The 23,696-nt window shown below is 72.6% G+C and carries 20 protein-coding genes and 2 CRISPR repeat arrays; of the genes, 8 read left to right on the top strand and 12 right to left on the bottom strand.

Going from position 1 to position 23,696, the window contains the following annotated elements:
* Positions 1 to 143: 143 nt before the first annotated feature.
* Positions 144 to 1,568: a PAS domain S-box protein gene (locus ACH4K1_RS00940; RefSeq protein WP_398085118.1), complete on the bottom strand. Its 1,425-nt coding sequence runs from the start codon at positions 1,566 to 1,568 to the stop codon at positions 144 to 146.
* A gap of 469 nt (positions 1,569 to 2,037) precedes the next feature.
* Entirely contained in the window at positions 2,038 to 2,679 is a 642-nt protein-coding gene (gene pdxH, locus ACH4K1_RS00935; protein ID WP_398086532.1) for a pyridoxamine 5'-phosphate oxidase, read from the bottom strand.
* A 498-nt stretch (positions 2,680 to 3,177) separates the two neighbouring features.
* On the opposite strand from pdxH, the gene ACH4K1_RS00930 reads away from it, so the two are divergent.
* Together ACH4K1_RS00930 and ACH4K1_RS00925 are read left to right on the top strand one after the other, a co-directional pair.
* Positions 3,178 to 4,278: a citrate synthase 2 gene (locus tag ACH4K1_RS00930; RefSeq protein WP_398085116.1), complete on the top strand. Its 1,101-nt coding sequence runs from the start codon at positions 3,178 to 3,180 to the stop codon at positions 4,276 to 4,278.
* Positions 4,279 to 4,545: 267 nt separating this feature from the next.
* The gene (locus ACH4K1_RS00925; protein ID WP_398085114.1) at positions 4,546 to 5,091 is read left to right on the top strand and encodes a VOC family protein; all 546 of its coding nucleotides are present in this window, start codon (positions 4,546 to 4,548) and stop codon (positions 5,089 to 5,091) included.
* 9 nt (positions 5,092 to 5,100) lie between these two features.
* On the opposite strand, the gene ACH4K1_RS00920 is transcribed toward ACH4K1_RS00925, so the two are convergent.
* Together ACH4K1_RS00920 and ACH4K1_RS00915 are read right to left on the bottom strand one after the other, a co-directional pair.
* Complete coding sequence (locus ACH4K1_RS00920) at positions 5,101 to 5,802, bottom strand: class I SAM-dependent methyltransferase (RefSeq protein ID WP_398085111.1); 702 nt, start codon at positions 5,800 to 5,802, stop codon at positions 5,101 to 5,103.
* 322 nt (positions 5,803 to 6,124) lie between these two features.
* Positions 6,125 to 7,405, bottom strand: coding sequence for an acyltransferase family protein (locus ACH4K1_RS00915; protein WP_398085109.1), 1,281 nt, complete (start codon positions 7,403 to 7,405; stop codon positions 6,125 to 6,127).
* A 501-nt stretch (positions 7,406 to 7,906) separates the two neighbouring features.
* A CRISPR array of direct repeats spans positions 7,907 to 8,302; the repeat unit is 29 nt; unit sequence GTGGTCCCCGCGCGTGCGGGGGTGGTCCC.
* 231 nt (positions 8,303 to 8,533) lie between these two features.
* Between ACH4K1_RS00915 and ACH4K1_RS00910 the strand changes: the two genes are divergently transcribed.
* Positions 8,534 to 9,553, top strand: coding sequence for a hypothetical protein (locus ACH4K1_RS00910; RefSeq protein ID WP_398085106.1), 1,020 nt, complete (start codon positions 8,534 to 8,536; stop codon positions 9,551 to 9,553).
* Positions 9,554 to 9,773: 220 nt separating this feature from the next.
* Here the strand turns inward: ACH4K1_RS00910 and ACH4K1_RS00905 are convergent, their stop codons facing one another.
* From ACH4K1_RS00905 to ACH4K1_RS00895, 3 genes are all read right to left on the bottom strand, one after another.
* Positions 9,774 to 10,904, bottom strand: coding sequence for a methyltransferase (locus ACH4K1_RS00905; RefSeq protein ID WP_398086530.1), 1,131 nt, complete (start codon positions 10,902 to 10,904; stop codon positions 9,774 to 9,776).
* Between the two features lie 35 nt (positions 10,905 to 10,939).
* The gene (locus ACH4K1_RS00900; RefSeq protein ID WP_274535061.1) at positions 10,940 to 11,071 is read right to left on the bottom strand and encodes a hypothetical protein; all 132 of its coding nucleotides are present in this window, start codon (positions 11,069 to 11,071) and stop codon (positions 10,940 to 10,942) included.
* Positions 11,072 to 11,724: 653 nt separating this feature from the next.
* A complete protein-coding gene (locus ACH4K1_RS00895) occupies positions 11,725 to 11,877 on the bottom strand; it encodes a hypothetical protein (protein WP_398086610.1) in 153 nt (50 codons plus the stop codon).
* 129 nt (positions 11,878 to 12,006) lie between these two features.
* On the opposite strand from ACH4K1_RS00895, the gene ACH4K1_RS00890 reads away from it, so the two are divergent.
* The 5 genes from ACH4K1_RS00890 to ACH4K1_RS00870 all read left to right on the top strand — a co-directional run bounded on the left by ACH4K1_RS00890 (position 12,007) and on the right by ACH4K1_RS00870 (position 17,273).
* Complete coding sequence (locus ACH4K1_RS00890) at positions 12,007 to 13,125, top strand: helix-turn-helix domain-containing protein (RefSeq protein ID WP_398085103.1); 1,119 nt, start codon at positions 12,007 to 12,009, stop codon at positions 13,123 to 13,125.
* A 19-nt stretch (positions 13,126 to 13,144) separates the two neighbouring features.
* The gene (locus tag ACH4K1_RS00885; RefSeq protein ID WP_398085101.1) at positions 13,145 to 13,726 is read left to right on the top strand and encodes an HD family hydrolase; all 582 of its coding nucleotides are present in this window, start codon (positions 13,145 to 13,147) and stop codon (positions 13,724 to 13,726) included.
* Positions 13,727 to 14,169: 443 nt separating this feature from the next.
* Positions 14,170 to 15,303: a MarR family transcriptional regulator gene (locus tag ACH4K1_RS00880; protein WP_398085098.1), complete on the top strand. Its 1,134-nt coding sequence runs from the start codon at positions 14,170 to 14,172 to the stop codon at positions 15,301 to 15,303.
* 252 nt (positions 15,304 to 15,555) lie between these two features.
* Positions 15,556 to 15,885: a CRISPR direct-repeat array (repeat unit 29 nt; unit sequence GTGGTCCCCGCGCGTGCGGGGGTGTTCCC).
* Positions 15,886 to 16,211: 326 nt separating this feature from the next.
* Positions 16,212 to 16,808: a dihydrofolate reductase family protein gene (locus ACH4K1_RS00875; protein ID WP_398085095.1), complete on the top strand. Its 597-nt coding sequence runs from the start codon at positions 16,212 to 16,214 to the stop codon at positions 16,806 to 16,808.
* 54 nt (positions 16,809 to 16,862) lie between these two features.
* Positions 16,863 to 17,273: a DUF4440 domain-containing protein gene (locus ACH4K1_RS00870; RefSeq protein ID WP_398085092.1), complete on the top strand. Its 411-nt coding sequence runs from the start codon at positions 16,863 to 16,865 to the stop codon at positions 17,271 to 17,273.
* Positions 17,274 to 17,414: 141 nt separating this feature from the next.
* Here the strand turns inward: ACH4K1_RS00870 and ACH4K1_RS00865 are convergent, their stop codons facing one another.
* The 5 genes from ACH4K1_RS00865 to ACH4K1_RS00845 form a co-directional block, all read right to left on the bottom strand.
* The gene (locus tag ACH4K1_RS00865) at positions 17,415 to 18,023 is read right to left on the bottom strand and encodes a TetR/AcrR family transcriptional regulator (protein ID WP_398085089.1); all 609 of its coding nucleotides are present in this window, start codon (positions 18,021 to 18,023) and stop codon (positions 17,415 to 17,417) included.
* Positions 18,011 to 18,754: an enoyl-CoA hydratase family protein gene (locus ACH4K1_RS00860; RefSeq protein WP_398085087.1), complete on the bottom strand. Its 744-nt coding sequence runs from the start codon at positions 18,752 to 18,754 to the stop codon at positions 18,011 to 18,013. Before ACH4K1_RS00860 ends, ACH4K1_RS00865 begins: the two co-directional genes overlap by 13 nt.
* Entirely contained in the window at positions 18,751 to 20,334 is a 1,584-nt protein-coding gene (locus ACH4K1_RS00855; protein ID WP_398085084.1) for a 4-coumarate--CoA ligase family protein, read from the bottom strand. Before ACH4K1_RS00855 ends, ACH4K1_RS00860 begins: the two co-directional genes overlap by 4 nt.
* A 148-nt stretch (positions 20,335 to 20,482) precedes the next feature.
* Complete coding sequence (locus ACH4K1_RS00850) at positions 20,483 to 21,652, bottom strand: acyl-CoA dehydrogenase family protein (protein ID WP_398085083.1); 1,170 nt, start codon at positions 21,650 to 21,652, stop codon at positions 20,483 to 20,485.
* Positions 21,649 to 23,691, bottom strand: a complete 2,043-nt coding sequence (locus ACH4K1_RS00845; protein ID WP_398085080.1) for a biotin carboxylase N-terminal domain-containing protein — start codon at positions 23,689 to 23,691, stop codon at positions 21,649 to 21,651. Before ACH4K1_RS00845 ends, ACH4K1_RS00850 begins: the two co-directional genes overlap by 4 nt.
* Positions 23,692 to 23,696 lie beyond the last annotated feature (5 nt).

Below are 23,696 nucleotides of genomic sequence, written 5' to 3'. Positions count from 1 at the left end.
GGAGCCGGAGACACGGGGACCGGGAAGTCCGGGGGTCGGGAGGCCCGGAGCCCGGCGGCGGACATGGGGCCGTGAGGCCCGGGGGCCGGAGGTGCGGGAGCCGGGTCCGTGGAGCCCGTGGCCGTAGAGCCCGTGTCCTCGGCCTACCGCTCCCGCGCCGTCGCCTGCGCCAGGTCCACCGCTCCCGCGACCCGGGCCGCGACCGTCTCCGCGTACGCCGTGTCGGTACGTTCGAACGCGGCCCGGTTGGCCGCGCGGAGGAACGTCAGCACGCCCAGTGTCCGCCCCCGGCTCCGGAGCACCGCGCAGAGCGCGTGCGCCGCGTCCCGGGGCCAGCGGCGCTCCACCGCCCACTCGGCCGGGTCGGCGGCTCCGGCGGCCCCGCTCGCGCGGACGGTGCCGGCGCGCTCGACCGCCTGGAGCGCCGGGTGGCCGGGGGCGTACCGGGTCGGGATCGCGCCGGTGGAGACCGGGAGGCAGGGGCCCGGGGCGTCGAAGGGCGTGGCGGCCGTGCGGACCAGGCGCTCGCCCGCCACCAGGTCGAGCAGGACGTGGTCGGCGAACCCGGCGAGCGCGAAGTCCAGCAGGGAGGTCGCCGCCTCCATCGGCTCCTCGCACTCGGAGACCGTACGGGCGGCCCGGTGCAGCTGACTCGCCCGGAACCGCAGCCGGTCGGCCTCCTGTTCCGCGAGCTTGGCGGCGGTGACGTCCCGGAACAGCCACCCCACCCCCAGCGGAACCGGTTCTTCCGCCAGCGGCGACGCCAGCCGCAGGAACCCGCTGCGCCAGCACCGGCGGCGCTCGCCCTCGGCCGTCCGCAGGGTCACCCACAGCTCGGCCGGAGCGCTCGGGGCCCCTTCGGCGAGGACGTGGTGCAGGGCCGCCTCCAGCTCCTCGACGCCCTGGACCACCAGGTCGCCCAGCGGGCGGCCGAGCAGCCGGGTGCGGCTCCCGCCGAGCGCGCGGGCGGCGTACACGTTGACGACCGTGGGGCGCAGGTCGACGTCGACGAGGACCACGCCCCAGGACGCGTCCTCCAGCAGCGCCTCGCTCAGCGCGATGGCCCGTTCCAGGTCGATCTGGGCGTGCACCTCGCTGAACGCGCAGTAGACCCCGGCCGGTTTCCCGTCCGCGCCGCGCACTCCGGCGGACTGGGTCCGCACCAGCACCCGCCCGCCGTCCTTGCGCAGCAGCGCGAACTCGTGCACCTGCCGCCCCGGCGCCTCCATGGCCGACATCAGCCGGGTCCGCACCTCGTCCGCGTCGGCCCGGCGCACCGCCCACCCCGCGAAACCGCTCCGGCCCACGGCTTCCTCGGCCGACCAGCCGAGAATCCGTTCGGCCTCGCGGTTCCAGTGGGTGACGGTGCCGGCCGCGTCGAACGCGCAGAGCGCCGCGTCCATGCCGTCGAGCAGGGCGGCGAGCAGCTCGGACCCGGCGGGCGCGCCGGGGAGCCCGTCCTCGCCGGCCGGGGGTCCGGGGACCGCGGAGCGCCCCGGGGGGCCGCCCCCGGAGTCCTCGTCAGGCCCGATCTCGTCGGTGGTCCCGCTGCTCCTGGAAGCACCCACTCCGCACCCCCCGCAGAACGTGTCGTCCGTCTCGCAGAACGTCCCGGCCGTTTCCCCACGCGTCGCCGCGTGTATCACCGCACGTCAGACCATTCAACTCGAACGTGACCCACCGCACATCGACTTCTCCCAGACTTCTCCGAAAACATCGGCCCGGTCCGGCGAATAAATCGGTTGAACCGCGATCCGGGTGGCTCCTAGGCTGTGGAGCACACAGGAAAGGAGGTGTTCCGGAAGTGATTTCTCTTCGGACTCGTGAGGTGGCTGCGGGCTGACGCCCGTCGTCGCACTCTTTTGCAGTGCAAGGCCGGACGCCGGCCAATTCCCAGCAGTCACCGACCCGCAGGCTCGCCGGTAAGTCCGGCCGGCTCCTCTGTGCACGGAGGACCCAGAGCCTGCGGGTCTCTGCGTTGTCCGGCCCCCGCCTCCTCCGGGCCGCGCGAGCCCGGCGTGACCCCGACGGGAGGCCCTACGGGCAGAGCCGCTCCACCCGCCACGGCCGGCCGTCCGGCCCGTCGCCGTCGCGCACGTACCGCAGCCGGTCGTGCAACCGGTTCTCGTGCCCCTGCCAGAACTCGATCGTCGCGGGCACGACCCGGAAACCGCCCCAATGCGGCGGGACCGGGACCTTCTCGCCCTCGGGATAGCGGGCGGCCAGCTCCTCGTACCGGCCGATCAGCTCCTCGCGGGAGTCGACGACGGTGGACTGGGCGCTGGCCCACGCGCCGAGCTGGGAGCCGTGCGGGCGGGTGCGGAAGTAGGCGACGGTCTCCTCGCGCGAGGTGCGGGCGGCGGTTCCGGTGACGATGACCTGGCGGGCCATGGCGTGCCAGGGGAAGAGCAGCGAGACGTACGGGTTCGCCGCCAGCTCGCGGCCCTTGCGGGAGTCGTAGTTGGTGAAGAAGACGAAGCCCCGGTCGTCGTACTGCTTGAGGAGCACGGTCCGCGAGGACGGGCGGCCGTCCGGGGAGGCGGTGGAGACGACCATCGCGTTGGGCTCGTGCAGCACCCCGCCGACGGCGACCTGGCGGAACCAGCGGGCGAACTGCTCCATCGGATCGGCGGCGAGATCGCGCTCGGTGAAGTCCTCCGAGCGGTACTGCTCGCGCATGGCCGCCGGATCGGTGGTGGAATCGATACGGGAGGCCCCTGCGGCACCGCGGGGGGCCGGTCCCCCGGCGGAAGGAGCCTGATGGACGGCGTCGGCCTCGGCGTGGACCTCGTGGCCCGGCGCGGACACGGCACGCTCGTTCGGTGCGAGCAGAGCACGCTCGTTCGGTGCGGGTACGGCACGCTCGTTCGGTGCGGGCACAGCGTGATCCGGAGTGGGCACGGAGTGATCTGGTGTGGGCACGGGCCCATCCTGCCCCAGCGGTGCAGTGTGCCCCGTAGCCAGGGCCCGTAACCGTACGTCGTCGAAAGGGGCCCCTGTGCCGGATGTCACGCTTCCCCGCCCCGTGGGAACCCGCCAATATCGTGGGGCAGGCCCCTGTGGCCTTCGCACAACGGCCGACCGCCCTTCTGCGGACGCCGGGCGCTCCTGGCACGTGCGCCACGGCCGCCGACCCGGTCTGCCGCCCGCCGCCCGCCGAACTGAGGGAGCCGCCTGATGTCCGACTTCGTACCCGGTCTTGAGGGAGTCGTCGCGTTCGAAACGGAGATCGCCGAACCGGACAAGGAAGGCGGTTCGCTCCGCTATCGCGGGGTGGACATCGAGGACCTGGTCGGTCACGTCTCCTTCGGCAACGTGTGGGGCCTGCTGGTGGACGGGGCGTTCGACCCGGGTCTGCCGCCCGCCGAGCCGTTCCCGATCCCCGTGCACTCCGGTGACATCCGCGTGGACGTGCAGTCGGCGCTGGCGATGCTCGCGCCCGTGTGGGGGCTGAAACCGCTGCTGGACATCGACGAGGCGACCGCCCGCGACGACCTGGCGCGGGCGGCGGTGATGGCGCTGTCGTACGTCGCCCAGTCGGCGCGCGGCCAGGGGCTGCCGATGGTCCCGCAGAGCGAGATCGACAAGGCTCACTCCGTGGTCGAGCGGTTCATGATCCGCTGGCGCGGCGAGCCGGACCCGAAGCACGTGAAGGCGGTCGACGCGTACTGGACGTCGGCGGCGGAGCACGGCATGAACGCCTCCACGTTCACGGCCCGGGTCATCGCCTCGACGGGCGCGGACGTCGCGGCCGCGCTGTCCGGGGCGGTGGGGGCGATGTCGGGCCCGCTGCACGGCGGGGCCCCCTCCCGGGTCCTCGGCATGATCGAGGAGATCGAGCGGACGGGCGACGCGACGGCGTACGTGAAGCAGGCGCTGGACCGGGGCGAGCGCCTGATGGGCTTCGGCCACCGCGTCTACCGCGCCGAGGACCCGCGCGCCCGCGTCCTGCGCCGCACCGCCCGCGAGTTGGCGGCCCCGCGCTTCGAGGTGGCGGAGGCGCTGGAGAAGGCGGCCCTGGAGGAGCTGCACAACCGCCGCCCGGATCGGGTCCTGGCGACCAACGTGGAGTTCTGGGCGGCGATCGTGCTGGACTTCGCGGAGGTCCCGGCGCACATGTTCACGTCGATGTTCACGTGCGCCCGTACGGCGGGCTGGTCGGCGCACATCCTGGAGCAGAAGCGCACGGGCCGCCTGGTCCGCCCCTCGGCGACGTACATCGGCCCGGGGACGCGCGATCCGCGGGAGATCAGCGGATACGAGGACATCGTCGGCTGAGGCCCGCGGGGCGGCCGGGCCCGATCGGATGGGGGCGGGCCTGATCGGGCGGGTCCGGCCGGGCGGGCCCGGGCGGGCGGGTTCGGGCGGGCGGGTTCGGGCGGAGGGGCGCGGGCCCGGCCCCGCTCGGTCGGGCTCCATCGGGCCCCGTCGGACGCGTCCGGATCAGGCCGGTCCGGGGGGCGGCGCGGTCGCCGGTGAACGTGCCGGTACGGGGTAGACGTACCGGCACGTTTCCGCCGCGTTCCCGGCACGAGGAGGCAGACCATGACCACGCCCCGTCCGTCCCTGACCCTGTCCAGCACGGTGCTCGACGCGCCGGACGCGGCCGAGCTGGCGGACTTCTACCGCCGCCTCCTCGGGTGGGAGACCGTGCAGGACGAACCGGGCTGGGTGAAGCTGCTCCCGCCCGGCGGCGGTTCCGGCCTGGGCTTCCAGACCGCGAAGCCGTACGCGCCCCCGGTCTGGCCCGCCTCGCCGGGCGACCAGCTGATGATGCTGCACCTGGACTTCGAGGTGACCGACCTGGAGGCGGGCGTGGCCCACGCGGTCGCGGAGGGCGCGAGGCCGGCGGAGTTCCAGCCGCAGCACGACGTACGGGTGCTGTTCGACCCGGCGGGCCATCCGTTCTGCCTGTTCGTGAGCGACGGGACGCCGGGCGAGCCGCCCGCGATCAGCCCGGAGTGGGTGGCCGAGCAGACCCGCGAGATCGCGGAGCAGGACCGGGTGACGATCCAGGACGCGGTGGCCCCGGACCCTGCGGACCGCCCGGCGGGCCCGGCCAGGCAGGCGGAGCCGGACACGCGGTCGTAGCGGCGCGGCTCAGACCTCGCCCCGGCGGCGGAGGCGGCGGACGGCGATGACGTTGTCGGTGACGGTCGCGGTCCGGCCGCCGGGCCCGCTGGCGGTGCGCCGGGGCGCGTCGCAGCGCTCGGTGCGCCATCCGTCGTCGAGCCGCAGGGACGCGCGTACCTCGTCGGGGCTGGGGAACCGTACGTCCTCCTCTCCCTTCTCACCGTCCCGCCACGACCAGGGGGCGAGCGAGGCGTGTTCCACCAGCACGAGGAGGCCGCCGGGGGCGACGGCTTCGGCGGCGCGGCGGAGGACCCGGTCGCGGGGGGTCTCCACAGGGGTGTGGAAATAGCTGGCGGTGACCAGGTCGAAGGCCCCCTCGGGGAAGGACTGGGCGAGGTCGTGCCGATCGGGGTGGACGCGGTCGGTCAGCCCGGCCGCTGCGGCGCCGGCGGCGACCCGGTCCAGGGCGGTCGCGGAGACGTCGACGGCGGTGACGTCCCAGCCGCGCGAGGCGAGCCAGAGTGCGTCGCCGCCGTGCCCGCAGCCGAGATCGAGCGCACGGCCGCCGCCGCCGGTCGGCCCGGGGGCCAGGGCGGTGACGACCTCGGCGAGGACGGCGTTGGGGCGGGTGCCCCACTGCGGATCGACGCCGGCGTAGTGGTTCTCCCAGAACGTGACGGAGTCGGTGGTACCGGTAGCGCCCGAGGGGCGGGCGATGTCGCTGCTCATGGCGGTCCCCTTGCGGTTTTCGGGTGGGTGGGGCGGCGGATGCGACCCCGGTTCCGCAGGGCGCTCCCCGCCTTCGTGACGACCGTGCGCCCCGCCCTGCCACCCTTGCAACTTCCCATGCCGTTTCGGCGACTTGGGACGCGTACGGGGAGGGCGTACGGGGAGGTACGGGGAACGCCGTGAACGCAGCGGAACACCTGGTTCCGGTCTCGGTCTCCCGGCGGCCGCTCCGGACCCGGGCAAGCTCGGACCGCCGAACCGATCAGGGCCCCACCGGCCCGGGGCATGGCGGTCCGGGGCGAGGCGGCCCTGGCCGGGCCGGTCATGACCGATCCGTTCCGTCCGCTCCCGCTCCCGCCCCCACCAGCTCGGCACGCCCTCGCTCCCCGGGCTTCCCGGGCTCATCTCCCGTACCGCTCGACCGGCCCGCCCCGCGGCCCTGTTCGTCGGGGTGCAGGGCGGCCGTGAGACGGCGGCGGAACCGGCGGCCGAGCCTGCGGTCCACGAAGCGCTCCAGAGCGGCGGCGAGCAACATGCAGAGAGTCAGACCGAGGGCGACGGCGGGGAGCAGGCCGATCCCGGAGACGTTCTCCAGGATGCCGCGGGTGAGGGGGACGCCCAGGCTCTGGTGGACCAGGTAGAAGGGGTAGGTCAGGGCTCCCGCGTAGACGAGGGGACGCCACCGCAGACGGCGGAGGGGCCCGGGACCGGCCAGGAGGAGCAGCCCGAGGCAGCCGGTGAGGACCGCCGCGCTGACGGCCCAGCTGGTACCGGGGTGCGCGACGACGCGGTCGTTCAGGACGGTGAGGGCGTAGCACCAGGCGAACCCGAGCAGCAGCCACAGCAGCAGGTTCGGCCCGTAGCGGTACATCAGGTACACGGCGATACCGGCCACGAAGAGTCCGGCGTACTCACTGAGGAGGACGGCGTCGAGGACGGCGGAGTCCTGTTCGCGGCCCATGGCGGCGAGCGTGAGCCAGAGGAACCCAAAGGCCACGACGCGCCGGTAGGTCAGTCCGATCAGCAGCAGGCCGCCCATGAGCAGGTAGAAGCGGGCTTCCACCCAGAGGGTCCAGGCCACGCCGGCGGTGAAGGGGACTCCGAGGGCGCTCGGGATCATCGTCAGGTTGCCGAGGGTCGTGCGCAGGTCGGTGGGGGCGCCCCAGCGCTGATCCGCCAACGTGGCGACGGCCCCGGCGGCGACGATGAGCAGGACCACGGCCCAGTAGACCGGGAAGAGCCGGCAGATGCGGGAGACCGCGAACTGCGCCGGGGAGCGTCCCCAGCACGACATGCAGATGACGAAGCCGCTGATCAGGAAGAACGCCTCGACCCCGAGCCAGCCGTACCCGCTGACCGGATGGAGGGTGGGGGCGACGGCGGACAGGTCGTGGGCGCTGTCCGCGCCCCAGAAGTCAGGCGTGGGGGTGCCCACGAAGTGGTAGGCCGCCACGGCGATCGCCGCCAGCAACCGCAGCCCGTCGACGGCGGCCAGGCGCCCGTCCCCGTGCGCGGGGCGGGGCCTCCTCCACCCTCTCGCCCACCACCGAGCCTTCCTGACGGTGTGGGGCGGGCGGGGGCCGGGCGCGACGAGGGCAGGCATGCGTGGTGGCTCCTGGGACGAACACGGGGACGGCCGACCGAGGGGCCCGGGAGGGAAGCACCGGGCGATGGCTGCGCGTTACCGGCAAGCCCTCGGCTGACGGGTGGCCGAAGTTGACGCCTTGAAGTCTGGCCGCGCCCCGCCCCCGGCGTCGTCCCCCAGGGAGCCGAACCGAAAACTCCCCGAAAGTGCCACAGCCCGCCCGTCCGCACCCGCCGGAAGTGCTACCGACCGGCGTCCCCCTTCGGACCGAGTACCGCGCGGAGCGGCCGGTCCGGAGGCGCGGGACCAGCCGTCCCCAACAGCCTTGCCTGCGACCCCTGTACGGGACAACGCGATGGGCGATCCGGGCTCCTGGCGGGTCTACCGGGAGGCAGAATGAGGTCTGTCGAACCGCTCCCTTGAAAATGACCCCTTTGAAGCAGAAGACCACACATGTCCGATTCTCAAGGAGTAAGCAAAAACAGCCTCTTCGCCCAGTAGAACCGCAGGTCACGAAGGGTGGTCCCCGCGCGTGCGGGGGTGGTCCCGGTGCGATGATCCGGCCGAGTTCGAGGGCCTTCGTGGTCCCCGCGCGTGCGGGGGTGGTTCCATGATCTGGGCCTGCTGGTAGCCGTATTTGGGGTGGTCCCCGCGCGTGCGGGGGTGGTCCCGAGGAGCCCCAGTTCGAGCAGGTGAAGTCGGCGTGGTCCCCGCGCGTGCGGGGGTGGTCCCGTGGCGATGTCCGCCGCCCAGCTGGGAGTGGAGTGGTCCCCGCGCGTGCGGGGGTGGTCCCGAGCGCTCCAGCCTGTACGGGACGGACAGCCTGTGGTCCCCGCGCGTGCGGGGGTGGTCCCTGCGGCCCGACCGTGCTTCCCGATGCCGGGTAGTGGTCCCCGCGCATGCGGGGGTGGTCACCGGGCTTCGCGTGGCGCACCGCCCTGCCTCGGGTACTCCTGCGCGTGCGGGGCCCCGGGGAGAGGCCGCGCGTCACGGTCCACAGGCGGGTGCCTCCGCACGCACGACCGGGCAGCACGTGTTCCCCGGGCCCGGGCCGCCCGGCCGTCCTCCCGCATGGGAAAGCACGGCAGGTTCGGGCCGCGTCACACCCGGCGGCGCGGCCGGTGCGGTGGCTTAAGGTCTCCATCCGTGAACCGAACCACGCCGCCCCGCCCGGTGGACATCGAGGCGCTCTTCCCGAAGCTGGGCGCGTTCCGCGGTACGACGACCCGGCTGCACCCGCGGCCGGGACGTCCGGACGCGTCGGCCAGCTCGGTCGGCGGCCCCCTGCTGTGGCCGGCCGACGAACCGTGGCCGGTCTGCACCGAGCCGCACAAGCGCAGCAGCGGGTACCGCATCGCGGACCTTCGGCGTGAGCGCCGAGTACTCGCGGACGCCTGGGCCCGCGACCGGCCCACCGACGAGGAACGGGACCTCCTCAAAGAACTCGGCCGCAGGCACCGGCAGCGGGAGATCGCCGACACCGATCCGATCCCGTTGATCGGCGTGGCCCAGCTGTACCGGCGAGACGTGCCCGGCCTCCCGCCCGGCCCGGACGGACGCGACCTGCTCCAGGTCTTCTGGTGCCCGTTCGAGGCGCACGGGCCAACCCGCTACGGCCTGGCCCTGCACGTGCGCTGGCGCCGTTCCGACCAGGTCGCCGTGGCGCTGGACACTCCGCCGCAGCCGGCACTGGTCGGCTTCAAGGGCTCGGTCGCCGAACCCTGTGTGCTGCACCCCGAACAGGTCGTCACCTACCCGTACGCCGACTCGCTGCCGCCCAGGCTGTGGAGAAAGATCGACTCCTGGGAAGAGGCGGAGGCGCGTAAGGCGGACCGACGCGGCCTGGACGACGAACCGGCCACTTACCACCACGACTTGTCGATTCCGCAGGGCTGTCGCGTGGGCGGCTTCCCCTCCTGGCACACGACCGGCCCCCGCGCGATGGACTGCGAGGCCTGTGCCACGCCGATGGTCCTGCTCCTGGCCCTCGACAGCTGGGAGTGGAGCGGTGCCCACGGCAGCTGGATGCCCCACGAGGAATGGACCGTCGCCGAGCACCTACGGGACAGCCGCCCCACCCAGCTCACGTTCGGTCGAGACGGACTGCTGAACATCTTCGCCTGCCCGGCCGACCCGGGGCACCCGCACCGATGGAGTCTCCAGTAGACCGGACAGAGCTCTCGGGCCGGACGCTTCTCTCCCCCTGTACTCACCGGCCCGGACGCCCCGCAGGCACTCCCAGGCCCCCTGACGACCCGCTTCCCGAGGGGCACGTGATCCCCACACGCGCGGCGACAGCCCCGTGCAGATCGGCGCGACGACGCGGCGCCACCTGTGCTCCCCGCGCGCGGGAACGGTCCTGGGCGGGCAAGGCCCCCTCGCGCGGTCAGTCGCGTTCGTCGCGCACGCGGGCCCGTACGCGTGGTACCGGACGCGTCCCGCGTGGATACTCCCCCTTCCCGGCCCCGATGACTTCGGCCGGATCCCGCAGCCACACCTGCTGGCCCCGGTCGGTCACGGTCAGCCCGAACTCCTCGGCGGTGGGCCGGCCCGCCGACTCGTACTCCCACCAGGTCTGCTCGATCTCCTCCCACACCAACCCGACCCCGTACTGCCACACCTCCTCCCCCGAAGCGGCCGTCGCTCCGCCGCCGCCCTCACGCGTCACCCACACCCGCACCCCACCATCAGGAAGCCCTTGGTGGATCATCCGCACTCCGGGAAGCCGTGCCCCCGCGAACAGCGCGAACCCGAGATCCAGCAGACGGGCCGGGTCCAAGCCAGCCGCACGCGCTCGCCCCTTCCCCCGCACCTCATGAAGATCCGGCACACGGTGGGACCGCATCGGCATGTACGTGGCCCCACCGCAGAACGGCCCCATCGCCGTACCGTCATCCTGAACACGAAGCCGGACCAACGCCCCCGACCAGAACTCCCGCGCCAGAGGTGCCACCACCACTCCACCGGGCCGTACCTGCCGCAGTAGCGTGTACGGGACGAACCGCAACGCACACGTCGCGATCAACCGGTCCACCAACCCCAGCCCCGGCCACGGCTGTTCACCGTCCCCGACCCGCAGACGCGGCCGATACCCGGCTCGGCCCAAGGCGTCGGCCGCCTGCCGGGCCACGACGGGATCCACCTCGACACTGTGGACCAGGTCGTCCCCGAGCCGTTCGCACAGCAACGCGGCGACGTACCCCGTGCCGGTCCCGATCTCCAGCACTCGGTGGCCGTCCTCCACATCGAGCAACCCGAGCATCCGGGCCACCATCGACGGCATCGAGTTCGACGACGTCGCAACCCCGGGCCCGCCCTCCGCGCCGTCGTCGAGCTGCGTCACCACCGGCTCGTCGCTGTTCACCAACGCCGACCACGCGTCCGGCCCCACTACCGGCACACACCGGTCGGGCAGCTGACGCCAGACATCGGCCGGGACGAACCCGCTACGCGGAACGGCCTCGAACACCTGCCGCCACCGGCCGGTCAGCAAGCCGCGATCGACCAACTCCCGCACCAGATCCGCATACGTACGCACCCCAGGGCCGCCGATCACGATTGCGGGACGAACTGCGGGCGGCTGCCGTCCGGAGACGGCTTCGGCTCCTGGGGCGGCGTCCACGGCTTGTCCGACGGAGGCCCACCGTGCTTCCCCGCCTCGGCCGGAACCCTCTGAGCAGTCATCGTCCATCTCCTCTGTTGTTCACTTCATCCGACCGGCTCGCGGAACGGCCGAGCCGATAGATCCCGTACGGCGGAAAAAGGTCGACCCGGCACGGACAACCACCCTCCGCACACGCCCGGCACAACAGGTCCCGCCCACGATCCGTGCGCCGCACAGCAGACACCGGCGCACGCCAACACGCCTCACACGTACGCACATCCGTCACCGACAAATTCACGCTCATCCGGCATCCCGCAGGGCCGTCGCCGCCACGTGACACGGACAGACGCGCTCCGGAAGACGGCACACCGCATGCACGTCGGCCAGATCCGTGACCGACCCACTGCGGCACACCACACTGCACGGCCCGTCCGCCCCCGCCGACAACGCGTCCAGGGCCACGACCGCCCCTCCGGGCGCCTCGGCAGCGGTGACCGGATCACCGCGCCACAACAACGTCACCCCACGCTCGGCGCAGTACGCCGCCGACCCATCCTCGACCGCGAAGCCGTGCGCGTCCCCGTCCACACCACACCTCACCCGCGCCTCGCCTCCCGCCACGCCCGCCCCAACCGCACAGCGGTCGCACACGAAACCCCGGCACGGCACGTGGGGCAGTGCTGGGTGTGCCCGACCCACCTCCGATAGACACCGTCTTCCTGGGGGGCGGTCTTCACGGGGTACCGCCGGCGCAGATGGGGCACTCACAGGCGGGAAACTGGTGGGTGTACTCCGGTTCGTCGAGAGGGATCACCTCGGTTTCCGGTCGGAGCACCTGCGTACGGCCCTCACGGTCCACCTCGTACACCTTGATCGTCATCGGCACGACAGACGCCTTCCACTACCCTCAGTTGCGGTTCGTCACTGTTCCTAGACGGTACGGAGCAGGGACTGCCGCTTGAACTGACCGCGAGTACGGGTGCCCAGTCGGGGTCGACGGGCAAAGGGGGGCACTATGGGCACCGGACCACCCACAGGGCTGACCAGTGGTCGGGGAATGCCGGCGTGCCACCGAAACGGCATCGTGTCGGGGTATGTATTCCGGCTGATCCGAGAGCAGTTGGCTCACACTCAGGAGGCCCTTGCGGAGCGGTTGCGGATTTCGCCCGACACCGTGGCAGGTTGGGAATCGGGACGTCGCCCGTTGACCGCAGTGCCGGTCGGGCAGATGCTCGTCCACCGCCATCGGCTCCTACGACTGGGCAGTTCACCGGCGCTACTCCTGGCGCTGGAGCGGGCGACGGAGGCCGACGTACTGCTGGCGTCCGCCCTCAGCGCGGACGCCCTCAGTGAGGACAGTCCGATCGGCGCGTGGGTCATGCAGCGGGAACTGGTGGAGGTGCTGTGCTGGCCGCTCAATGGTGTGACTCCGACACCGTTACGAGACCTGCCTGGCCCTCCGCGACCACGCAGGGGCCCCGTACCCCTGGGTCCGGAGCTTTCCGCTGGTGACCGCAGGCTCTTCTTCAACCGAATGCGCCAAGCAGCGGAACGAGCACATGGTAGGGACGGCTTCCTGCTGCGACGGCAGGCCCTTTACCTGGCTGGTTACGACGACGCGTCCGATACATCCGACTGGCTGGCCCAGCAGCAACGGGCCGAGCACCCGGACGATTGGCTGACCGGCTGGCTCAACGGGCGCTCGGTCGCGGCCGTCGCCGCCCGGCAGGGCGACCGGGATCGGATGAGGCACTTCATCAAGGGGACGCTGGCCGAGGATGACGCAAGTGAGGTCGCGAACCTGAACTACTGGGCGTACTGGATCGGCGAAGCGCCCCATATCCAACTGTCCGATGACTTCATCGCCGCCTCGTCGCCGGGGCCGTGGCCCGGCGACAAGCTGATGCGCCACCTGGTGCGGGGGCTGACCCCGGAACACGGATTCTTCGACCTGAACGTTCATACCCTGTGGTCCCTTCTCACCGCTCGTCCGAACCTGCTATGTCCCGGAACCATGAGCGGGAACGAACTGCGCGCATCCCTGCCGGTGATGTTGGATAGCCGGGAGCTGTCGGCACAGGCACGCCGGGAGTTGGAGAGCATCCGGTACGCAATCCGCCTCGCTGAGGCGTGAGACCTGAGAGGAGAGGGTCGTGAGCGATGACCTGTCCGCGGTGGGCCGCTTCCTGTACGAGGCGGGCACGCTCAAGCAGGCGCGGCGCACCGGCTGGTGGATGGCCGGGGTACGCGACCCCGAGAGCGTGGCCGAGCACTCCTGGCGTACGGCGCTGATCGCCACGATCATCGCGAAGCTGGAGGGCGCGGACCCCGCCCGCGCCGCGTACCTCGCTGTCTGGCACGACACCCAGGAGAGCCGGACCGGGGATGTGAACCACCTCGGCAAGAAGTACGCGCCCGCAGGCGACCCCGAGGAGGTGACCGCCGACCAAACGGCGGGCATGCCGGAGGTGCTGGCCTCGGCGGTACGCGAACTGGTCGCGGAGTACGAGGCGAAGGAGTCACCGGAGGCGGTCTGCGCCCGGGACGCCGACAAGCTGGAGTGCCTGCTCCAGGGCATCGAGTACAAGGCCCAGGGCTACGAGAACGCCCAGCGGTGGATCGACAACAGCCGCCGCAGACTCATCACCGCCACGGCCAACCGCCTGGCAGACGAACTCCTGGCCCAGAACAGCCTCGACTGGCTCCGCAACGCCGTGGGCGAAGGCAAACGGTAGGCCTCCCGAAGCTCGGATCGTGAGCCCCGAGCTTCGGGATCAGAGTTTCGAGCTTCGGGCTTCGGGGTCAGGTGTTGGTCGGGCCACTCGTTCGGAGTACGGGAACTGGGACTGCGGCCCGAAGCTCGGGTTCCGGGACTCGGGCGTCGGGCCACGAGTGCCGAAACCCGAGCGCCTTCTTTAACCGGTAGGGAAAGAAGGGGGGTTAAGGAAAACCTCCCCACCCTCCCCACCCCGTCACGGCCAGCAAGTATGACTAATGGTGACGGCTTGCGGCGCAGCGTGACGACTGTCTACGGTGCGAGAACCAAACGACCCCGACACGGTTTCGCACACCGAGCCGGGGCCTAACCGCAAGATCGTTAACCCAGAAAGCCGATCCCGTGGCTACTCAGCACCTTAGCTCTGCCCCGCCCGCTCCAGCAGCCTCACACGCCTACCCGATGGCCAGTCCGGGTTACGGCAAGCGCTCCGCGCCGGACCAACAGCCCCGCACGCGCAACGACTTCGCCCTGCTTCCGACCCGTGAGCGGTATGTGGCCGGCTTCGTCGACCACCTCCCCGAGGGCGCGGCGATGAGCGTGAAGCAACTGGCCCGACAACTCCCGCTCTACGGCCAGCAGGCCGTCTCCACCGCGCTCAACGCCCTGTCCGTCGCGGGCCACCTCCGCCGCGTACGGTGCCCGGTCGGTACGGGCGACGAAGTGCGGTGGGCCTTCCGCACGTTCTGGTCCCGCACCGCGCGCGACAACGAGTGGTGGAACACTTACCTCGCCACCGAGAACGCCGTACAGGCCATGGCTCCGACCGGGCCGGGAACGCCTTCCTCCGATACGGTGCCGCCGCCGTGGGCCCCCGCCGGGGAACCACCGTCCCCCTCGCTCCCCGAGACTCCGGCCGCAGAGCAGGTTACTGAAATCACCACCCCGCAGGAGTGGGCTCCGCAGCAAGCACCCGAAGCACATCGACTCCAGGGCAGCGAACCTGAACCGCCCGCGCACGGCATGGCTCAGGCGGCACCCACCCGGAGCGCAGTTCACGCGGCACGGACCCGAGGCGTTGCCCCCGCGCCACCCGCCCCGGCGGCGTTCCGCAGCACCCCTGAACCCGCCGCCCCCTCCCCCGCCTACCTCGCCCTGGCCCGCCTGGGCCGCGAGGACCACCGCCTCGCACTCTCCGCCGACGACTGCGCCACCCTGGAACCGCTGGCAACCGCATGGCTGGCACGAGGCGTGAGCGTCGACTACCTGACCAGCGCCCTCACCGCAGGGCTCCCGGCGCAGATTGACTCCCCCGCTGGCCTCCTCCGCCACCGCCTCACCGACAAAATGCCGCCCCACCTCCCCACAGCGGAAGCCAACCCGCCCAGGCCCGACACCTCCGCACCGGCCCGCCGCATCCTCATGGAATGCACGACGTGCGGCCGCCCCGGGCCACCGGAAGCGCTCCCGGACGGTCTCTGTCGCCCCTGCCACCACAACCACACCGGAACCAGCGAAACCACACCCACCCCCACCGAAATCGCCGCCGTCAAAGCCCACATGACCAATCTCCGCACCCTCCTCAAACCTGTGTGAACCCCTACCTCGGCAGACCAACCTGCCCCTGGGGGCAGGTCAGATGCCCACAACGCACGCCCAGAACCACGCTTCTGGGACGCGGAGCCCGCCTCTTACGCCGAAGCCAAACCGACCAGACCGGCAGCAGCCAGAATGACACCGACCGAACCACATTCGCGAACGCTTTGTAACGAGAGGCCAGGTATGTCGGTTTCTCAAGAAGTAAGTAAAAACGGCCTCCCCGTCGCCTAAACCCGCAGGTCACGAACTGTGGTCCCCGCGCGTGCGGGGGTGTTCCCGGTCCGGAGACGCAACTCGGATCGGCATATGCCGTGGTCCCCGCGCGTGCGGGGGTGTTCCCTCTCCGCCGCCCCAGGGGACCGTGCGGGTCAGTGGTCCCCGCGCGTGCGGGGGTGTTCCCGACCCCGCGATCCCTCGGATCACCGGCATCCCGTGGTCCCCGCGCGTGCGGGGGTGTTCCCGGCAAGCCGTGCACCGACGTGACAGGCGAGCAGTGGCCCCCGCGTGCGGAGGTGTTCCCCTGCGCCTGGTCGCCGGGGCCAAGCCCAGCGAGTGGTCCCCGCGCACGCCGGGGTTCCCCCGATGAGACCGACGATTCCCTCGCCCTGGACTCGTCGTCCCCTCGCGTGCCAGGGTGGCCCCTCGGAGCACGGCGTTTCAACCTTCCGCGCCGACGAGCGCTGGGGGGTCCTCACCCCGCCCGGCTGTTCCCCTCTCCGGGGTCACCGCGCTCGTCCACCCGGGTGGTCCCGTCCGGCGCCCTGCCCCCGCGTGACAGTCTGGGGAAAACGGACAGCGCGAGAACGAAGTGACCAGTGACGTGGGCAGGGCGGCCGGGGCCGGTGTGAGCTACTTCGGTGAACGGTCCGTCTCCGAGCGGCAAACGCATTGAATGGGAGCAGCACATGGGACAGCTGACCGTGGTCAACTTCGTGTCGCTCGACGGCGTCATGCAGTCGGTCCTCTCCGCCGACGAGGACCGGGACGGTGGTTTCGACCAAGGCGGGTGGGTGCTGCCCTACGTCGACGCGACGGTCGAACGGTTCATGAGCGACGCCACCACCGGCGCCGGTGCCCTGCTCCTGGGGCGCAGGACGTACGAGATCTTCGCCGCCACCTGGCCCTACGCCGACCGGAGCGACCCGGCGGTGGCCGCGATGAACGCGATGCCCAAGTACGTTGCTTCCCGCACGCTGGGGAACGACGGGCTCCGCTGGGCGAACTCCGCCCTCCTCGGCCCCGATCTGCCGGCGGAGGTCCGCCGGATCAAGGGTGCCTCCGCGCGCGAGACGGTGGTGCTGGGGAGCGGGGGGCTGCTTGCGTCGCTGATCGAGCACGACCTCGTCGACGAGTACCGGCTCCTGGTCTTCCCCCTCCTCCTCGGCAGCGGCAAGCGGCTCTTCACCGAAGGCGTAGACCCCCGCCGCCTGACGCTCACCGGCACCCGGGCGACGCCGTCCGGGGTGCTGATCACCACCTATCGCCGCCCCGAGGGAGGGTGAATCCTCCCCGATATCGAGGCGCGCTGCCGGGGCTTCATCGGTGATCATGAACGGATGAGTCAGGACACCGCAGACGTGAACGCCGCCATCCAGGGTGAGCTGCGGCTCCTCGACCCCGCCGTGCGCCTCTCCCGGGCGGCCGCCGAGGCGCTGCTCGATCCGGAGTTCGTGGAGGTCGGCGCTTCCGGGAGGCGGTGGACGTACGAGGAGATGCTCGCCGCGCTTCCCGAGCTGGACGGCGGGGAGGGGGGCGGGCCCCGCTTCGAGCCCTCGGGGATGACCGGGGTGGTGCTGGGGCCCGGGCTGGTGCACCTCACGTACGAGTGCGTCATCGGCGGGGCGCGTTCCCGGCGGAGTTCGCTGTGGCGTCGCGGGGAGGGTGAAGGCTCCTGGCGGTTGTACTACCACCAGGGGACGCCTGTACCGGACGCGGACGCCGAAGGCGCAGCCGCCCGGGACGCGTAGGACTTCCGGCCCACGTGCGTACCGGCCGCCCGGGACGCGTAGGACTTCCGGCCCGCGTGCGTACCGGCCGCCCGGGACCTGTAGGGCTTCCGGCCCGCGTGCGTACCGGCCGCCCCGCCCCGCCCGGCGCCGGAGCGCGTCTCACCCCAGCCCCTCCTCCACCAGTGCCGCCCACTGGGCCACCACCCGGGCCCGGCGGGCCGTGTCGTCGGTGAGGAGGTTGGCCAGGCCGAGGCCGCGGGCCATGTCCAGGAGGCCCTGGACCGTTTCGCGGGCGCCGGGGCGGGACTCGTCCGCGCCCAGGAGTTCGACGGCGATCCGGTGGGTCTCGCGGCCCACCCGCGCCTCCAGCTCCGTGACGCGCGGCCGGAGCTGGGCCTCGTTGGAGGCGGCCACCCAGAGCTGGAGCGCCGCCCGGAACAGCGGGCCCGTGTAGAGGTCGACCAGGGCGGCGACCACCTCGGCGCGGCCCTGGACGGGGAGGGCGCGCAGGGCGGCGGACCGCTCCTCGGCGACGTACTCCACCGCCCCCGTGAACAGGTCCTCCCGGGTCGGGAAGTGGTGCTGGGCCGCGCCGCGCGAGACGCCGGCCCGTTCCGCGACGACGGAGACGGTGGAGCCCGCCCAGCCGTGTTCGGCCAGGCAGGCCACCGCCGCCTCCAGGAGCCGCTGCCGGGTGGCCCGGCTGCGGTCCTGTTTGGGCGCGTGCACCGCTTTGGGAGTGGAGGAGGAGGAAGTCACCGCACCCATTCCGGATCCCGTCGTTCGAGGAAGGCCGTCATCCCCTCCCTCGCCTCGTCGGAGGCGAACAGCGCTGCTGAGCGGGCGATGAGGTCTTCGGCGTACTGGTCGAAGCTCCTCAGCACCGTAGCCGTGACCAGCTCCTTCGATGCGGCCAGCCCCTGCGGGGAGGCCCGCCGCAGCCCGTCCAGGATGGGGACGAGCGCCTTGTCCACGCCCTCGGCGGACTCGGCGGACTCGGTGATCAGCGAGATCCTGGCCGCCTCCGCCGCGTCGAACCGTTCGCCGGTGAGGTAGTAGCGGTGCGCGGCCGTATGGTCCAGCCGCGGGAGCAGCGTCAGGGAGATCACCGCCGGGGCCAGGCCCAGGCGCGATTCCGTCAGGGCGAACGACGACGCCCCGCCCGCCACCGCGATGTCGCAGGCCGCCAGCAGGCCGAGGCCGCCCGCGCGGACGTGGCCGTCCACCCGGGCCACCACCGGTTTCGGCAGCGCCACGATCTCCCGCATCAGGCCGACGAACGCCTCCGGGTCCGGCGGGGCCGTCAGGTCCGCCCCGGCGCAGAACGTCGTGCCGGTGTGGGTGAGCAGCACCGCCCGTACGGTGTCGTCCGCCGCGCAGGCCGCCAGCGCCTCCCGCAACGCGCCGACCAGCTCCGCCGAGAGCGCGTTGCGGTTGGCCGGGGAGTCCAGCGTCAGGGTGGCGATGCCCCGCTCTCCCGTACGTACGATCAGCGTCACGGTTCCTCCGTCTTCTCCCGGTCGCGCAGTTCGCGCCGGAGGATCTTGCCGGAGGCGGCCCGGGGCACCGCCTCGATGAATTCGGCCCGCCGCACCTTCTTGTACGGGGAGACGCGTTCGGCGACGTACGCCATGACGTCGTCCTCGCTCAGTCCGTCCGCGCCCGGGGCCCGGACCAGGAACGCCTTCGGGACCTCGTTGCCCTCCGCGTCGTACACCCCGATCACCGCCGCGTCCGCGACCTGCTCGTGGGTCAGCAGCAGGGCCTCCAGCTCGGCGGGCGCGACCTGGTACCCCTTGTACTTGATCAGCTCCTTGACCCGGTCGACGACGTACAGCCAGCCGTCCTCGTCGACCCGCCCGACGTCGCCCGTGTGAACCCAGCCGTCCGCGTCGACCATGGCGGCGGTGGCGTCGGGGCGGTTCAGGTAGCCCTTCATCACCTGCGGGCCCCGGATCAGGATCTCGCCGTCCGCTCCGGGCTCCGCGTCCTTCGCCGGGTCCTCCAGCGACACGATCCGCATCTCGGTGTTGGGCAGCAGCTTGCCGACGGTGCCGGGCGGGGGCTGTTCGACGGAGAGCGGCACCACGTGCGTGCCCGGCGACAGCTCCGTCATCCCGTACGCCTGCCGCACCGGCGGCAGGCCGAGCCGGGCCGAACAGGCGGCGGCCAGCTCGGCGTCGAGCGGGGCGGCGGCGGAGACGATGTACCGGAGCGAGGAGAGGTCGTACTCCCCCACCAGCGGGTGCTTCGCCAGCGCCAGCACGATCGGCGGGGCCACGTACAGGCCGGAGATCCGGTGCGTCTGGATGGCCTCCAGGAACTGCGCCAGGTCGAAGCGGGGCAGCACGACGACCGTCGCGCCGCAGCGCAGCGGGGCGTTCATGAGCGCGGTGAGGCCGTAGATGTGGAAGAAGGGGAGGACCGCCAGGATGCGGTCGCCCTCGCCCATGGGGATGAACGGTCTCAGCTGCTCCAGGTTGGTCGCGATCGACCGGTGCGTCAGCATCACACCCTTGGGAGCGCCCGTCGTGCCGGAGCTGTAGGGGAGGGCGGCGACGTCCTCGCCGGGGTCGATGGCGACCTCCGGTTCGGGGGCGGTGGAGGACAGCATGTCCAGGACGGAGGTGTGTCCCTCCGCCTGGTCGCAGACGTAGATCTCCCGTACGCCGCCCGCGAGTTCGGCCGCGCGACGGGCGGTCGGCAGGAGCGGGGAGACGGTCACGATCCACCGGGCCCCGCTGTCCGTGAGCTGTTTGGCGAACTCCTCGGGTGTGGCCAGCGGGTGGACCGTGGTGACGGAGGCCCCGGCGCGGGTCGCCCCGTAGAACACGGCCGGGTAGGCGATGGTGTTGGGGCTGTGCAGGGCGAGGACGTCGCCCTTTCCGAGCCCGGCCTCGGCGAGCGCGGCGGCGATCCGCCGGTGGAAGCCGTCGAGTTGGGCGTAGGTGAGGGACATGCCGTTCACCCCGTCGATCAGGGCGGCGGTGTCACCGAACTCGGCGGCCCCGCCGAGGACCGCTTCGTGGATGGGCGTGTCGAGGGCCGGTACCTCTGTGTACTCGCTGCGGAACACCATGGCGGTCCCCTGTCGTCGCGGTGGCCCGCGCCGCCCGGGTGGCGGCGCGGGACGCCGTGCGGGTGTGGAGTGCGGAAGGTCAGAATCACCCCTGTGGGGGAGGGATGGGGAGGGGTCGGACGCGAGCGGTTCGAGGTGGGGCGGGGGCTCAGTACGACTTCGGCAGGCCGAGCGACTGGTGCGAGACGTAGTTGAGGATCATCTCGCGGCTGACCGGGGCGATCCGGGCCACCCGGGAGGCGGTGATCAGGGAGGCGAGGCCGTACTCCCTGGTCAGGCCGTTGCCGCCGAGGGTGTGGACCGCCTGGTCGACCGCCTTCACGCACGCCTCGCCCGCCGCGTACTTCGCCATGTTGGCCGCCTCGCCCGCTCCGATGTCGTCGCCCTCGTCGTACAGCCGGGCCGCCTTCTGCATCATCAGGCGCGCCAGCTCCAGCTCGATGTGGGCGGTGGCGAGCGGGTGCGCGATGGCCTGGTGGGAGCCGATCGGCGCCTTCCACACCTGGCGGGTACGGGCGTACTCGACGGCCTGGGCCAGCGCGAAGCGGCCCATGCCGATGCCGAAGGCGGCCGTCATGATCCGCTCGGGGTTCAGTCCGGCGAAGAGCTGCAGGAGCCCGGCGTCCTCGTCGCCGACCAGGGCGTCGGCCGGCAGCCGTACGTCGTCGAGCACCAGCTCGAACTGCTTCTCCGGGGCCTGGAGCTCCATGTCGATCTGGTTGCGGCCGAAGCCCTCGGCGTCGCGCGGGACGATGAACAGGCAGGGCTTCAGCTTCCCGGAGCGGGCGTCCTCGGTGCGGCCGACGATCAGGGTGGCGTCGGCTATGTCGACGCCGGAGACGAAGACCTTGCGGCCGGTGAGCAGCCAGTCGTCGCCGTCGCGGCGGGCGGTGGTGGTGATGCGGTGGGAGTTGGAGCCGGCGTCCGGTTCGGTGATGCCGAAGGCCATGGTGAGGCTGCCGTCCGCGAGGCCCGGCAGCCAGGTCCGCTTCTGCTCCTCGGTGCCGAAGCGGGCGATGACCGTGGCGCAGATCGCCGGGGAGACGATCATCATGAGGAGCGGCGATCCGGCTGCGCCCAACTCCTCCAGCACGATCGAGAGTTCGGCCATGCCGCCGCCCCCGCCGCCGTACTCCTCGGGGAGGTTGACCCCGAGGTAACCGAGCTTGGCGGCCTCCGCCCACAACTCGTCGGTGTGGCGGCCCTCGCGGACGACGGTGGTCATGTACTCGCGCCCGTACCGCTTGCCGAGGGCGGCGACGGCGGCGCGCAGGGCCTGGTGCTCTTCGGTTTCGAGGACGGTGCGTGCGGTGCTCATGCGGTCTCCTCCGGTGCGGAAGCGGGGGCCGGGTCCTCCTGGACCACGGCGAGGAGCGCGCCGACCTCGACCTGGTGGCCGGGTACGGCGTGCAGGGCGGTGAGGGTGCCGGAGGCGGGTGCGAGGATGCGGTGCTCCATCTTCATCGCCTCCAGCCAGATCAGCGGCTGCCCGGCCTCGACGGTCGCCCCGGCGGCCAGCCCCTCGGCGACGCGGACGACGGTGCCGGGCATCGGGGCGAGCAGGGAGCCGGGTGCGGTGTGCGCGGCGGGGTCGGTGAAGCGGGGCAGGGCGGTGAACGTGTACGAGGCCTCGGCGGCGTCCACGTAGACCCGGCCGCCGCCGCCGAGGCCCGCGTCCCCGCCCGCGTCGGCGGTGACCGTGAAGTGCCGGGTGACGCCGTCCACGTCGAGGGTGACGCGGTCGGGGGCCGCGACCAGGACGCGGACGCCGGGGGCCTCGTGCGGTTCGGGGGCGCCGGTGCGCGGGGTGCGGTAGGCGATCTCGTACTCGGTCCCGTCGGGCTCGCCGCGGTACCGCTTGAGCTGCGGGCCCGAGGGCACGTTCCGCCAGGCCCCGAAGCGGGCCGGGGGCGGGCCGGCGGCCTCGGCACGGCTTCCGGCGGGAACTCGGCTTCCGGTTGCCGGGCGTACGGCCTCCGCGAGGGCGGCGGCGAGGGCCGCGGTGGCGGGGTCGCCGGGCCCGGGGGCGGTCAGGTCGGCCAGGTGCCGGTCGTAGAAGCCGGTGTCCAGCCGCGCCGCCGCGAAGTCCGGGTGGCGCAGCGAGCGGACGAGCAGGTCGCGGTTGGTGACGGGGCCGTGGACGCGGGCCCGCTCCAGCGCGCGGGCCAGCAGCCGGACGGCCTCGGGGCGGGTCGGGGCGTGGGCGATCACCTTGGCGAGCATCGGGTCGTAGTGCACGCCGATGGTGTCGCCGCCGGTGTACCCGGCGTCCAGGCGCAGCCCCGGCGCGTCCGGCACCTCCAGCGCGAGGAGCGTGCCGGTCTGCGGCTGCCAGTCGCGGGCGGGGTCCTCGGCGTAGAGCCGGGCCTCCACGGCGTGGCCGGACGGCTGCGGAGGCGCGGGGCTCGGCAGGGGGGCTCCCTCCGCCACGCGCAGTTGCAGGGCGACCAGGTCGAGCCCGAACACGGCCTCCGTCACCGGGTGTTCGACCTGGAGGCGGGTGTTCATCTCCAGGAAGTACGGGCGGCCCTCGGCGGAGACCAGGAACTCGACGGTGCCCGCGCCCCGGTAGTCGACCGCGCGCGCCGCCGCGACCGCCGCCTCGTGGAGCCGCTCGCGCAGCTCGTCGTCGAGACCGGGCGCGGGGGCCTCCTCGACGACCTTCTGGTGGCGGCGCTGGAGGGAGCAGTCGCGGGTGCCGAGCGCCCAGACGGTGTCGTGCGCGTCCGCCATCACCTGGACCTCGACGTGCCGACCGCGTTCCACGTACGGCTCGGCGAAGACCTCGCCGTCGCCGAACGCCGACGCCGCCTCGGCGGAGGCCGCCAGCAACTCGCCGGGCAGCGAGCTGAGTTCGCGGACGATGCGCATGCCGCGTCCGCCGCCGCCCGCCGCCGCCTTGAGCAGCAGCGGGAGGTCCCCCTCCCCGGCCGTCGCCGGGTCGACGGGGGCCAGCAGCGGAACCCCGGCCCCGGCCATCAGCTCCTTCGCCCGGGTCTTGGACGCCATCAGCTCGATGGCCTTCACCGGCGGGCCCACCCACACCAGCCCCGCCTCCTGGACGGCGGCGGCGAAGGCGGCGTTCTCGGAGAGGAAGCCGTAGCCGGGATGGACGGCGTCCGCCCCGGCGGCCCGTGCGGCGGCGACGACGAGGTCGCCGCGGAGGTAGGTGTCGGCGGGGGCCGCGCCCGGCAGGCGGACGGCGAGGTCCGCCTCCCGTACGTGCAGGGCGCCGGCGTCCGCGTCGGAGTACACGGCGACGGTGGTGATGCCCAGGTCGCGGCAGGTGCGGAAGATCCGGCAGGCGATCTCGCCCCGGTTGGCGACGAGCAGGGAGTGGATCACGTCTCTCCTCATGTGCG

This window comes from Streptomyces sp. NPDC017448, from assembly GCF_044330565.1.
In the GTDB taxonomy this organism is placed as follows: Bacteria; Actinomycetota; Actinomycetes; order Streptomycetales; family Streptomycetaceae; genus Streptomyces.
The sequence above is the reverse complement of the archived record's forward strand: the minus strand, read 5'-3'. Positions and strand labels throughout refer to the sequence as shown.

Excerpts from the sequence above, each read along its gene's own strand:
- ACH4K1_RS00925 (WP_398085114.1), top strand. The coding sequence starts at position 4,546 with ATGACCACGCCCCGTCCGTCCCTGACCCTGTCCAGCACGGTGCTCGAC.
- ACH4K1_RS00930 (WP_398085116.1), top strand. The coding sequence starts at position 3,178 with ATGTCCGACTTCGTACCCGGTCTTGAGGGAGTCGTCGCGTTCGAAACG.
- ACH4K1_RS00890 (WP_398085103.1), top strand. The coding sequence starts at position 12,007 with ATGGGCACCGGACCACCCACAGGGCTGACCAGTGGTCGGGGAATGCCG.
- ACH4K1_RS00875 (WP_398085095.1), top strand. The coding sequence starts at position 16,212 with ATGGGACAGCTGACCGTGGTCAACTTCGTGTCGCTCGACGGCGTCATG.
- ACH4K1_RS00850 (WP_398085083.1), bottom strand. The coding sequence starts at position 21,652 with ATGAGCACCGCACGCACCGTCCTCGAAACCGAAGAGCACCAGGCCCTG.
- ACH4K1_RS00915 (WP_398085109.1), bottom strand. The coding sequence starts at position 7,405 with ATGCCTGCCCTCGTCGCGCCCGGCCCCCGCCCGCCCCACACCGTCAGG.
- ACH4K1_RS00920 (WP_398085111.1), bottom strand. The coding sequence starts at position 5,802 with ATGAGCAGCGACATCGCCCGCCCCTCGGGCGCTACCGGTACCACCGAC.
- ACH4K1_RS00900 (WP_274535061.1), bottom strand. The coding sequence starts at position 11,071 with ATGACTGCTCAGAGGGTTCCGGCCGAGGCGGGGAAGCACGGTGGGCCT.
- ACH4K1_RS00855 (WP_398085084.1), bottom strand. The coding sequence starts at position 20,334 with ATGGTGTTCCGCAGCGAGTACACAGAGGTACCGGCCCTCGACACGCCC.
- ACH4K1_RS00880 (WP_398085098.1), top strand. The coding sequence starts at position 14,170 with ATGGCCAGTCCGGGTTACGGCAAGCGCTCCGCGCCGGACCAACAGCCC.
- ACH4K1_RS00870 (WP_398085092.1), top strand. The coding sequence starts at position 16,863 with ATGAGTCAGGACACCGCAGACGTGAACGCCGCCATCCAGGGTGAGCTG.
- ACH4K1_RS00845 (WP_398085080.1), bottom strand. The coding sequence starts at position 23,691 with ATGAGGAGAGACGTGATCCACTCCCTGCTCGTCGCCAACCGGGGCGAG.
- pdxH (WP_398086532.1), bottom strand. The coding sequence starts at position 2,679 with ATGCGCGAGCAGTACCGCTCGGAGGACTTCACCGAGCGCGATCTCGCC.
- ACH4K1_RS00865 (WP_398085089.1), bottom strand. The coding sequence starts at position 18,023 with ATGGGTGCGGTGACTTCCTCCTCCTCCACTCCCAAAGCGGTGCACGCG.